This window comes from Streptococcus sp. KHUD_018, from assembly GCF_054861215.1.
This window is the reverse complement of sequence record NZ_CM142176.1, coordinates 508,126-520,706: the sequence shown is the minus strand read 5'-3', so window position 1 is coordinate 520,706 and position 12,581 is coordinate 508,126. Positions and strand designations below refer to the sequence as shown.

Annotated in this window: 11 protein-coding genes; all 11 read right to left on the bottom strand. The window is 44.1% G+C overall.

The features are described 5' to 3' along the window. Positions 1-11 precede the first annotated feature (11 nt). On the bottom strand, positions 12-2,228 hold the full coding sequence (locus ACVBD2_RS02630) for a RelA/SpoT family protein (protein ID WP_461686039.1): 2,217 nt from the start codon (positions 2,226-2,228) through the stop codon (positions 12-14). A gap of 143 nt (positions 2,229-2,371) precedes the next feature. After that, a complete protein-coding gene (locus tag ACVBD2_RS02625) occupies positions 2,372-3,502 on the bottom strand; it encodes an ABC transporter ATP-binding protein (RefSeq protein ID WP_000229944.1) in 1,131 nt (376 codons plus the stop codon). A 113-nt stretch (positions 3,503-3,615) separates the two neighbouring features. Further along, positions 3,616-4,485 carry a helix-turn-helix domain-containing protein gene (locus ACVBD2_RS02620; protein WP_143989289.1) on the bottom strand — a complete coding sequence of 290 codons (870 nt, stop codon included), beginning with the start codon at positions 4,483-4,485 and terminating at the stop codon, positions 3,616-3,618. A 2-nt stretch (positions 4,486-4,487) separates the two neighbouring features. Further along, positions 4,488-4,874 (bottom strand): Mini-ribonuclease 3, encoded by a 387-nt coding sequence (locus ACVBD2_RS02615; protein ID WP_125416342.1) that lies wholly within the window; start codon positions 4,872-4,874, stop codon positions 4,488-4,490. Further along, positions 4,867-6,210, bottom strand: a complete 1,344-nt coding sequence (gene cysS / locus ACVBD2_RS02610; protein WP_461686038.1) for a cysteine--tRNA ligase — start codon at positions 6,208-6,210, stop codon at positions 4,867-4,869. The genes ACVBD2_RS02615 and cysS overlap by 8 nt, the downstream gene beginning before the upstream one ends. A 17-nt stretch (positions 6,211-6,227) precedes the next feature. Next, entirely contained in the window at positions 6,228-6,749 is a 522-nt protein-coding gene (locus ACVBD2_RS02605) for a dihydrofolate reductase family protein (protein ID WP_272079994.1), read from the bottom strand. A gap of 8 nt (positions 6,750-6,757) precedes the next feature. After that, positions 6,758-7,522, bottom strand: a complete 765-nt coding sequence (locus tag ACVBD2_RS02600) for a nucleoside phosphorylase (RefSeq protein ID WP_125416349.1) — start codon at positions 7,520-7,522, stop codon at positions 6,758-6,760. 4 nt (positions 7,523-7,526) lie between these two features. Continuing rightward, positions 7,527-8,393, bottom strand: coding sequence for a GNAT family N-acetyltransferase (locus tag ACVBD2_RS02595; RefSeq protein WP_125416351.1), 867 nt, complete (start codon positions 8,391-8,393; stop codon positions 7,527-7,529). 11 nt (positions 8,394-8,404) lie between these two features. Next, positions 8,405-9,022 carry a serine O-acetyltransferase gene (gene cysE, locus ACVBD2_RS02590; RefSeq protein WP_125416353.1) on the bottom strand — a complete coding sequence of 206 codons (618 nt, stop codon included), beginning with the start codon at positions 9,020-9,022 and terminating at the stop codon, positions 8,405-8,407. A 15-nt stretch (positions 9,023-9,037) separates the two neighbouring features. Continuing rightward, on the bottom strand, positions 9,038-11,251 hold the full coding sequence (pnp, locus tag ACVBD2_RS02585) for a polyribonucleotide nucleotidyltransferase (RefSeq protein WP_461686037.1): 2,214 nt from the start codon (positions 11,249-11,251) through the stop codon (positions 9,038-9,040). A 378-nt stretch (positions 11,252-11,629) separates the two neighbouring features. Continuing rightward, positions 11,630-12,496, bottom strand: coding sequence for a methylenetetrahydrofolate reductase [NAD(P)H] (gene metF / locus ACVBD2_RS02580; protein WP_223326965.1), 867 nt, complete (start codon positions 12,494-12,496; stop codon positions 11,630-11,632). Positions 12,497-12,581 lie beyond the last annotated feature (85 nt).

Here is a 12,581-nt window from a genome sequence, read left to right as displayed (position 1 = left end):
CTTTCTAGATCTTAGCCATTGGTCCGTTTGACAGAGTAAACCTCTGGCACACTTTTAATCTTATCAACTACTGTGGTCAGTGTAGAGAGGTTGGAAATACCAAAGGAGACATGGATATTGGCAAATTTCATATCCTTGGTTGGTTGGGCATTAACGGTTGAGATATTCTTAGTTGTGTTGGAGAGAACTTGCAGAACATCATTTAAGAGACCTGTACGGTTGAGGCCGTAGATATCAATGTGGGCAATATATTCCTTGCTTGAGAATTGATCTTCCCATTCCACATCAAGGAGACGTTGCTCGTAGTTTTCTTGGGCGCGAAGGTTCATACAGTCCACACGGTGAATGGCTACACCACGACCCTTAGTAATATAGCCAACAATGTCATCACCAGGAACGGGATTACAACACTTGGCAATCCGAACGAGGAGACCTGAGGCGCCTTCAATCACCACCCCACCCTCATGCTTGACCTTGAGGGTTTCTTTGTTTTCAACCTTAACCTCGCCACCTTTGACAAGCTCTTCTGCCTCAGCCCTAGCTTTGGCACGTTCCTCCTCACGGCGTTCCTTTTCAGTCAGACGGTTAAAGACGGTAATAGCACTGATTTCTCCAAAACCGATAGCAGCAAAGAGGGAATCTTCTGTCTTGTAGCTAGTCTTTTGAAGGACTTGGTCCATGTGCCGCTTGTCCATATACTTATTAGCCACATAGCCATTCTCTTGGAGCTGATTAATCAGCAGTTCGCGTCCCTTATTAACAGACAATTCCTTGTCTTGATTTTTAAAGAACTGACGAATCTTGTTGCGCGCCTTGCTGGTCTTAACCATGTTGAGCCAGTCACGACTCGGGCCAAAAGAGTTGGGGTTGGTTACAATTTCGACCTGATCTCCAGTTTTGAGCTTGGTTGTCAGAGGAACCATACGGCCATTGACCTTAGCACCAGTTGCTTTTTCACCGACTTTGGTATGGATTTCATAGGCAAAATCAATCGGGCCTGAATCTTTTGGAAGGGAACGAACTGCACCATCTGGAGTAAAGACGTAAATCTCCTCCGCCAGATACTCTTCCTTAACAGACTCGACAAATTCCTTGGCATCGTCAGCCTGGTCTTGTAGCTCCATCATCTCCTTGATCCAGTTCATTCCAATCGCAGACTCTTTGCTGTTGACCTGACCTTTGATTCCTTTCTTATAAGCCCAGTGAGCCGCAACCCCGTACTCAGCAACTTCGTGCATTTCTTTGGTACGAATCTGGAATTCAATCGGCCCTTTTGGTCCATAGACGGTCGTATGGATAGACTGGTAACCGTTGGCCTTGCGGTTAGCGATATAGTCTTTGAAGCGACCTGGCATGGGTTTCCACAGCTCATGCACATAACCCAACATGGCGTAAACATCACTCTGGGTATCTAAGATACAGCGAATGGCAATCAGGTCATAAATTTCCTCAAAGCGTTTCTTCTTATCCTGCATCTTGCGATAGATAGAGTAGATATGCTTGGGACGGCCATAGATTTTCCCTTTTAGATTGCGTTCGGAAGTGTATTCCTCTAACTTTGTCACGACTTCATCGACCAAAGCCTCACGCTCTCTGCGTTTTTCCTTCATCATGTGAGTAATTTTGTAAAACTCAGTTGGGTTGAGATAGCGGAAGGACAAGTCTTCCAACTCCCACTTGACGCTGGAAATCCCCAGACGATGAGCAAGTGGAGCATAGATTTCCATGGTTTCTCTGGAAATGCGTTCCTGCTTGTCCTTTCGTAGGTGGTTGAGAGTTCTCATGTTATGCAAGCGGTCAGAAAGTTTGACCAAGATAACACGGATATCCTCAGACATGGCCATGAGCATCTTGCGGTGATTTTCAGCCAATTGCTCCTCTATTGATTTGTACTCAACCTTACCGAGCTTGGTCACCCCATCAACGATAATCCGAACATCATGACCAAACTCCCGCTCCAAATCATCCAGTGTCGCCTCTGTGTCCTCAACCACGTCATGCAAAAAACCACAGGCAACAGTTACAGCATCCAGCTTGAGCTTAGCCAGAATTCCTGCCACCTGAATGGGATGGATAATATAGGGCTCACCTGATTTCCGAAACTGCCCACTATGACAATCAACTGCGTAAATCAAAGCTTTTTGTACAAAAGCAACGTCTTCCTTTGTTAAATATTCTCTCGTTAAAGCGACAACCTCATCGCCCGACAAATTCACTTCTTTCGGCATTTATTCTCTCCAATTCTTCCTACCATTTTATCACTTTTTTAAGAATATTAAAACTAGAAAAGCCTGTTTTCATGCCTAGCCTAAGCAATTAAAAGAAAAACACTGCAAGAGAGACTCTGCAGTGCTTTGTTATTTTATTTATCTTAGTAGACTGTTTTTTCAGTTTCTACGTCGAAGAAGTGTGCTTTGTTCAAGTCAAATCCAAGTTCAACTGTTGCACCTGTTTGCAAGTAGTCACGAGCATCCACTTTTGCAACAAATTCGTCTTTACCAACTTGGCAGTAAAGGTGAGATTCTGAACCAAGCAATTCTGATACAGAGATAGTTGCTTTAACCACTGATTCTGGGAATGTTTCAAGGAAAGCAGGTTCTGCATTCACATCTTCTGGACGGATACCGAAGATCAATTCTTTTCCTTCGTAGCCTTTGTCACGAAGAACTTTCAAAGCACCTTCTGGCACTTTCAAGCGGAAACCGTCAGAAACAATTTCGCTACCAACCAATTTCACATTGATGAAGTTCATAGCTGGGCTTCCGATAAATCCTGCAACGAACTTGTTAACTGGGTTTTTGTAAACTTCTTGAGGAGTACCGATTTGTTCTACACGTCCGATAGTACCTGTACCAGCAGGGTTCTTAGTTGCTGACATGATAACGATACGGTCTGCAAGTGTCATCGCTTCTGTTTGGTCGTGAGTTACGTAAATAGTTGTAGCTCCGATACGACGGTGGATTTTCGCAATTTCAGCACGCATGGATACACGAAGTTTGGCATCCAAGTTTGACAAAGGTTCGTCCATCAAGAACACTTTTGCATCACGGACGATAGCACGACCCATGGCAACACGTTGACGTTGACCACCTGAAAGGTCAGCAGGTTTACGATCCAAGAATTCTTTCAAACCAAGGATTGCTGCCGCTTCTTGCACACGTTTGTCGATGTCTTCTTTGCTGTATTTGCGCAATTTCAAACCGAAAGCCATGTTGTCATATACAGTCATGTGTGGGTAAAGAGCGTAGTTTTGGAATACCATGGCGATGTCACGGTCTTTTGGAGCTACGTCGTTGACAACCACGCCATCGATAGATGCAGTACCTTCTGTAATGTCTTCAAGACCAGCAATCATACGAAGAGTTGTTGATTTACCACATCCTGAAGGACCTACGAAAACGATAAATTCTTTGTCTTTGATATCCAAGTTGAAGTCTTCAACTGAGTAGTGTTCGCTGTTTGGATATTTTTTGTAAATGTTTTTAAGATTTAATTCTACCATCGAGGTGAACTCCTTTTGTATTTTGATAGTTTTATTATAGATGAAAACGTTTTACTTTTCTATGGCAAGGTGACCAAAAAAATAAAAAAGTTCTGTGCAACTTGCACAAAACTTTAGAGAATATCTGGTAAAATCAACTGATAACACAAGGTCAGGTCGGTCAATTCCTTCAACTGTAGCCCTGTCAATTCTTCCCATCTATCAATCTTGTATTGGAGAGAATTGCGGTGCAGGTAGAGTTGTTGGGCTGTTTTAGTGAGAACGGCACTATTTTCCCAAAGAGAGAGAATGATTTCCTGAATCTGATCCTGATCCAAAATCATCTGGTGCAGGCATTCCTTGATTACCTTCAAGTCCACGCTCCTTTCTCCCATACTCCAAAGATAGAGTTGTGAAAAGGTATGAACACCTTGGTGACCCTGACGCCACCAAGTCTTAAACAAGTCTCGCTCTGCTTGGATTAAATCTGACAGAGCCTGATACCCAGCCTGTGACCAAACCTGTCCTAACATGATAGACAGACGAAGACCAAAGTCATACTCCACTGCTTCAATCGTATCACTTAAAATAGCTCGTACAGAGCTGTACTTATCTTGTTGAAGAACAAATACATAATCCTGAGCCCCGACCTGTAGCACTGTCTGGCAGTTGGGAAAAAGAGTCCGCATCATGTCTAGCCAAGAGGCCAGATTTTCCTGTTGGAAATAAGAAAGATGACAATAAACCAATTGAATCTTTTTGAAAGCTTGCGGTGCCTGCCCCTTCCCCTCAATCAGATAGGGATACCAAGGATCGAGCGAACGAGCCTGCTCCTGCTGGGTCAAAAGGGCAACCAGCTGCTTTTCACGCTCGCTGAGCCCAGCTTCCTCCAGTAAAATCCACTGCTGAGAGGCTAAAGGGAGAGTTAGATAGCCTGGTTTCTCTACTGGCTGATCTGAAATCTGAGCTTCAGGAAACCAGTCTTGTAGTTCTTTAGCAAGCATTTCTACTCCTCCACTTTTTGGATACACCAAGAAATTAAGGTCTCTAGCCGCTCCAGATTTTCAGTCAGATGGAGATACCCCATCACCGCCTCAAAGCCAGTAGACATGCGGTAGGTCACCACATCAGCATTTTTAGCCTTTGTGTGACTATTGGTATTGCGACCACGTTTGTAGATTTCTTCTTCTTTTTCCGTCAGGACTTGCTCCTCCAACATAAGGGCAATCAAGCGAGCCTGAGCCTTGGCTGAAACATACTTGGTCGCCTCTTGGTGAAGTTTATTGGGCTTGGTCATGCCTTTAAGGATGAGGTGGCGGCGAATATACATGGAATAAACCGCATCCCCCTCAAAAGCTAGCGCAATCCCATTAATGAGATTGACATCAATCACGTGTCCACCTCACTCCATCTTTTGTATCCAGTAGTTTAATCCCTTGAGCAGCCAGTTGGTCACGGATTTGGTCTGCTGTCGCAAAGTCACGATTGGCACGCGCTTCTTGGCGTTTTTGAATCAAAGCTTCAATCTCTGCATCCAAATCTTCCTCAACAAAGACAATACCAAAGACCTCTAACACGGCCGCAAGAGCTTCCTTGACAGCTGCATCATAGTTACCTGAGTTGATCCATTTGGCCATTTCAAAGACAACTGTGATACCGTTGGCAGAGTTGAAATCCTCATCCATAGCGGCTACAAACTTATCTTTAAAGTCTCGTAACTCTTGAGCATCTACATTTCCGGTAAATGGTTGCTCGTAAGTATTTTTTAGATACTTGAGATTGGTCTCGGCATCGCGAACTGCCTTTTCCGTAAAGTTGATGGGCTTGCGGTAGTGTTGTGTTGCAAAGAAGAAACGAAGCACTTGGCCATCGATGGTTTTGAGGGCATCATGAACAGTGATAAAGTTTCCCAAGGACTTGGACATCTTGACGTTGTCGATATTGACAAAGCCATTGTGCATCCAGTAATTGGCAAATGTCTTGCCTGTTTTGGCCTCTGACTGGGCAATTTCGTTGGTATGATGTGGAAACTCTAGATCAGCTCCACCGCCGTGGATATCAATGGTATCGCCCAAAATCTCTGTTGACATGACCGAACATTCGATATGCCAGCCCGGACGACCAGGTCCCCAAGGACTATCCCAAGAAATCTCGCCTGGCTTGGCAGCTTTCCAGAGGGCAAAGTCCACAGGATTTTCCTTACGTGCCGTTTCTTCATCTGTACGACCTGAAGCACCCAGCTCCAAATCTTCCAAGGTTTTATTGGCTAACTTAGCATAGTTGTGGGATTTTTCCACACGGAAGTAGACATCACCTTGGCTCTCATAGGCAAAACCTTTTTCAATCAAGTCAGCGACAAAACGAATGATATCAGCCATAAACTCTACTACACGCGGATGGCGAGTCGCAGGTTTGACACCCAGAGCTGATACATCCTCACGAAAGGCAGCAATATACTTATCCGCGACCTCCTGAGGTGTGATGCCTTCTTCCTTAGCCCGATTGATAATTTTATCATCCACATCTGTAAAATTGGAAATATAGTTGACCTCAAATCCCCGATACTCAAAATAGCGACGAACCGTGTCAAAAGCTACTGTTGAGCGGGCATTGCCGACATGGATATAGTTATAAACCGTCGGACCGCAGACATACATGCGAACCTTGCCCTCTTCAATGGGCACAAATTCACGTAGGCTGCGGGTCATGGTGTCGTAAATTTTAATCATGCGGTCCACTCCCTTCTCTATTTCTGATTTTTTCGGCTGAAAACCAGCTCTGCAAAAGGGCCAAATTGTCTGAGGCTATCCAGTTGGTAAAAGCGCTGCCCTTCCTCTTGGGTAAAGAGGGGAACCCCCTTTCCTAGGATAAGGGGTGCTATCTGAATAATGAGGTGGTCGAAAAGATCCGCATCCAAGAGCGGTCCTACCAAGGAATTACCACCAATCACAAAGACATTTTTGCCTTTGTCAATCTGGCGAACAAAGTCCACCACATCCCCAGCTACTGGCTGGTAATTGCTAACAGGCAGGTGCCTATCATGCGTAAAGACATAGTTTTCCGTAGCTTGATAAAAACTTTCTACATCTTGCAAATCTTGGATTTCCTCAAAGGTCCGCTTGCCCATGATGGTGATATCCATTTGCCTGTAAAAATCATCATAGCCTGTATCCTCTACAGAACCAAGCTGATGCAGCCAGTCTATCCTGTGCTGGCTGTCTGCCAAGTAGCCATCCATGGTGATACAGCCGTAAAAATATACTGCCATTCTTGTAGTTACCTTTCTAGTTCCTTTGCTATTGTCAAAGCGATAGTGAAAAAAGTCATGGCATCAGCTGTCCGATCTTCATGGCGGGCATCCCAGGTTCGGTTATGATGATCCACATAGTCAGCTGTGTAGAAGAATTGATAGACCTTGGTCTTGCGAAATTGGCTCCAAGCCATGATAGCTGAAGCTTCCATGTCCACCACTTGGGCACCGGCAGCCAAGCGACGCTTGATCTTATCAGGCGTTTCCCGATAAAAGGCATCAGTCGTCCAAGACTTGGTGCGGATATGCTCGATGCAAGATTTGTTCAAGGCTCCTTCCATAGTTAAGAGCAAAGTTTCATCATAAGCTATCTCATCACTTGGAGGAGCGTAATGGTAACTTGTACCTTCATCACGTAGAGCTGAACTTGGTAGGATAATCTTATCTGCCTGAATAGACTGATCTAGAACTCCGCAAGAACCCAAAACAATAAAGTTCTTAAATCCTCTTGCTTTGAGTTCTTCTAAGAGACCTACAACCATTGGGGCTCCAATCGTAGCTATAGCAACTGCTACCTTTCTCCCATCTTTTTCATAGATATACCATGGAAGTCTGCCATTTAGATTGGTTAGATAGCCACCTTCGTAAATATCTTCAAACTGCTTTACTCGTTCAACGATTTCTCCATTAAAAGATAAAATAATCGTGTCACAGATTTCTCCACCACCACGAATACTTCGATCAGTTGGTTCGATAACAGCAGGTACATTTTCGAATTCTTCTAATAGCATTTTTCTACTCTTTCTCATTCAGATAAACTACCTGTGTCTGTTTGACAAAGCCGATTTTTTCATACAAGCGCTTGGCACCTACGTTGCTGTCCTCTACTGCAATCTGAAATTCCTTATCATTTTGCTCAATCAGTTGGTTGATAAGAGATTTTACGAAGTAGCTTCCATAGCCTTTTCCACGTTCAGGTTCCGATATTACCAAACCATAGAGGTAATTTGTATTAGTCGATAAATCTACCGTACAAGTTCCAATAACCTGACCGTCTTTTAATAAAATATATAGACGACTTTCTGGATCCTTCAGAGCTTCGGCGACATATCTATCCACAACTTCTCTCAATTCATGCTCCTCTGAAAATGCCTGAAATTTTAACTGGCTAATTTGCTCCTGATATGAACTATCTGCTAACAAAACTTCAAGATTGGAAAGTTTTGTTAACGGATAAGGTCTTCTATCCTTACCTAACCAGGTTTCTGTATCTTCATCCTCGACCAATCCCCAGTTGCTGACAAAATCAGGATGACGCTCTAGAAAAATACGTTCTGTCTGAAAAGTAACTGAACGAATAGGGAAAGAAGCCGTTTCTTTCTCAAAACTCGTAAACAAAGCACGCGCAATTCCCTGACGGCGATGATTTGGATGAACCAGTATCGTCACTTCCACATCTTGGTCATCAGCATAGACAGTTAATAGACCAACAAGTTCGCCTTTTTCATAATAAAGGAAAAAGGCGGGCATGTTTGGGTCAAAATTAAGCATGTTAGAAAGATAGGGATCACGATAAGTTCCATCATAGGCTTGGCAACAGTCAATTAGTTTTTTCGCTTCAAATAACTCTTCTTGGCTCAACTTATTTCTTGCTTGAATCATATAGGTATCCTCTACAACCCCGACGATCTGTGACTGGCTTCTTTAGCCTGCTCGAGTTTATTGACGTAGTACTCTCGTTTTTCTTCGACTTCGTGGATGATAGGCTCATCCTTCTGTCCATGAACGCGGACGATCTTAGCCGGAATACCGACAACTGTTACATCACTAGGTACATCTGCCACGACAACTGCTGCTGCACCGACTTTGGCATTTTCACCGATTTCTACTGGCCCGATAACTTGGGCATGGGCCGATATGAGAGCTCCTTTACGCACAGTCGGATGGCGTTTGCCACAGTCTTTCCCTGTCCCACCGAGAGTCACTCCGTGATAGAGAAGAACGCCTTTTTCAACAATCGCCGTCTCTCCAATCACCAGACCTGAACCATGGTCGATAAAAACACCTGAGTCAATCTGGGCACCCGGATGAATCTCGATTTGGGTCCAAAAGCGCCAAAACTGACTGTGCATCCGAGCCAGGAGTTTGAAGCCGTGCTTCCAGAGAAAATGCGAGAGACGGTGAGCCGCTAAGGCCTTGACACCTGGATAAGTCAGTAGAACCTCCAAAGTGGTGCGCGCCGCTGGATCATTTTCTTTTACAATATCAATGGTTTCGCGCCACCATCCCATACATTTCTCCTTTTCTTATTCTGAGTCTTTTGGTTTGTGCGTAAATTCTTTCTTAGGTTTGTGGTCCTTGTGATGACGTGGACGGTGAGGACGTTCAGACTTTTCACCTTTTTCATCGTGTTCTGGTTTTGGTGGACGAGGAAGAAGAGCCTTCATAGAAGCATCAACACGTCCTTTTTCATCAATCTTGATGACCTTAACATCTACTTCATCACCAATGGCTACCAAATCTTCTACATTGTTCGTACGAGTCCAAGCCATTTCAGAAATGTGCACAAGTGCATCTGTCTTATCAAAGAGGTTGACAAAGGCACCAAATTTCTCGATACGAACAACCTTAGCATGGTGAACTTCATCCACTTTGGCTTCACGAACCAAACCAGCAATGATTTCTTTGGTACGGTTAATGGCATCTTGGTCGCTTGAGTAGATAGATACATTACCTTCTTCATCAATATCAATCTTAACGCCTGTTTCAGCGATAATCTTGTCAATAGTTTCGCCACCCTTACCGATGACAATCTTGATTTTGTCCACATCAATCTTGATGGTATCAATTTTCGGTGCAGTTGGAGCCAATTCTGGACGAACTTCTGGGATTGTTGCTTCAATCACATCAAGGATTTCAAAACGAGCTTTCTTGGCTTGAGCAAGAGCCTCAGTCAAGATTTCTGCTGTAATCCCTTGAATTTTGATATCCATTTGAAGGGCTGTAATCCCGTCACGAGTACCGGCAACCTTGAAGTCCATGTCTCCAAAGTGGTCTTCCAAACCTTGGATATCTGTCAATACTGTATAGTTATTTCCATCTGAGATAAGACCCATAGCAATCCCTGCTACTGGCGCCTTGATTGGCACACCACCAGCCATAAGGGCAAGAGTTCCCGCACAGATAGAGGCTTGAGATGAAGAACCGTTTGATTCTAATACTTCAGCTACCAAGCGAATCGCGTATGGGAATTCTTCCAAACTTGGCAAGACTTGAGCAAGGGCACGCTCACCAAGAGCACCGTGACCAATTTCACGACGACCAGGGGCTCCGTAACGACCTGTTTCCCCTACAGAGTATTGAGGGAAGTTATAGTGGTGCATAAAGCGTTTCTTGTACTCTGGGTCCAAACCATCGATGATTTGAGTTTCTCCCATCGGAGCCAAGGTCAGGACTGAAAGGGCTTGAGTTTGGCCACGAGTAAAGAGACCTGAACCGTGCACACGAGGTAAGAAGTCAACAACCGCATCCAAAGGACGGATTTCATCAACCTTACGACCATCAGGACGCACCTTATCTTCTGTGATCAAACGGCGCACTTCAGCGTGTTCCATTTGTTCCAAGATTTCAGCCACATCACGCATGATACGGTCAAATTCTTCGTGATCTGCATATTTTTCTTCATAAACAGCAGTCACTTGGTCTTTAACTGCTTGAGTTGCAGCTTCACGAGCCAATTTTTCTTCTACTTGAACCGCTTTTTGGAGGTCGCTGTTGTAAGCTGCAATGATTTCAGCTTGCAAGTCCGCATCCACATGAAGCAATTCCACTTCTGCTTTTTCCTTACCGACAGCAGCAACGATTTCTTCTTGGAAGGCAATCAATTCTTTGACTGCTTCATGCCCTTTGAGAAGAGCTTCCAACATGATTTCTTCTGACAATTCTTTGGCACCAGACTCAACCATGTTGATAGCGTGTTTGGTCCCAGCTACTGTCAATTCAAGAAGCGAACGCTCTGCTTGTTCTTGACTAGGGTTGATGATGATTTGGCCGTCGACATAGCCCACTTGTACCCCAGCAATAGGTCCGTCAAACGGAATATCTGAGATAGAAAGTGCCAAGGATGAACCAAACATAGCCGCCATTGGAGCAGACGCATTCTCATCGTATGAAAGCACTGTATTGATTACTTGTACTTCGTTACGGAAACCTTCCGCAAACATAGGACGGATCGGACGGTCAATCAAACGCGCTGTCAAAGTCGCATCTGTTGAAGGACGTCCTTCACGTTTCATAAAGCCACCAGGAAACTTCCCAGCCGCATACATTTTTTCTTCGTAGTTGACTTGAAGAGGGAAGAAATCCCCAGTTGCCATCTTCTTAGACATCACGGCAGCAATCAAGACAGTTGACTCACCGTAACGAACAACAACCGAGCCATTTGCTTGCTTAGCAACCTGACCAGTCTCTACGATTAACTCACGACCCGCAAAAGTCGTTTGAAACACTTGTTTAGTCATTTTAATCCCCTTTGGATTGATGAAATTGAAATTATACGCCTTGCCTACAAAAATCAGGATACAAAGGGCGCAAAGAATCCCGTATGAAAATAGGAGATTGACGCAGTGTGCGATGCACACCAGGAAATCTATCTTTTTCACTAGGGATTTAGCCCGTGTTCAACTACCTAAATACCTTGAAAAGTTTAAAAATATTATTCTTTAGCATTTGTATCTTTTATAGCATAGCAGATTTGAATAGCTAAGAATCTGTTTATACCCTCATCTTTGTATCAAGTACGTACAGAGTCTATTTTATCATATTTTTCTTAAAAAGTGCGGGCTTTTCTATTAAAAAGGAACCATTCCCCTCACCTGAGAAGAATGGTTTGCTTTTTATTATCCTAAAGACTGATGATTAAACAAGGCATGGGTTGCTTGGTGGATGTATTTTGCTGTTTCAGCATTGTTCATGGTGTAGAGATGCACACCTGCGACATCCTGAGTCACCAAGTCCACGATCTGATCCACGGCATAGGCAAGTCCTGCTGCTCTGAGCGACTCAGGGTCATGCTCATACTTGTCTAAGATGGCCTTAAATTTACGTGGAAGATGGATATTCTCACAAGTCTTCAAGAGACGAAGCGCTTGATTACGGTTAAGAATAGGCATGATCCCCGCATGAATGGGAACATCAATCCCTGCCAAGGTACACTTATCTTGGAAATCATAGAAGCGCTCATTGTCAAAGAAAAGTTGCGTTACGAGGCTTGAACAGCCTGCATCCACTTTCTTCTTGAGATTTTGAATATCCAATATCTGGTTTGGTGAGTCTGGGTGCCCCTCTGGATAGCAAGCGCCAACAATATCAAAGTGAGGGGCTTGTTCCTTGATGAACTCGATCAAATCCGTTGCGTAGCGGAAATCCTTTTGCGGTTCCACATCAGGGATAATATCCCCACGTAAAGCCAAGATTTTTCGCACACCAACCTTGTCCAAGTCCGCAAGTGTCTCTGCAACTTTTTCCTTTGCCAAATAGATGGCTGGCAAGTGGGCAATGGTTGGAATCGCCAAGTCATTCTGGATAAAGTCTGCCAAACGAACCGTTGTTTCCTTGATATTAAATTTATTATTGCTGGCAGTCACACTGATAAAGTGCGGTGTCAGCTCCCGCATATCCTGCAAGGCTGAAATAATTTTATCATTACCCACAGCTGGGTTTGGAGGGAACACTTCAAATGAAAGTGACGGCGTTTGGCGTGACATAGTCATTATCCTTTTCTTTTTGATTTCATGATTGCTGAGCCAGCTAGGCCAAGCACTTCCTTGATCAGTCAGGGTCAAGAGAGAA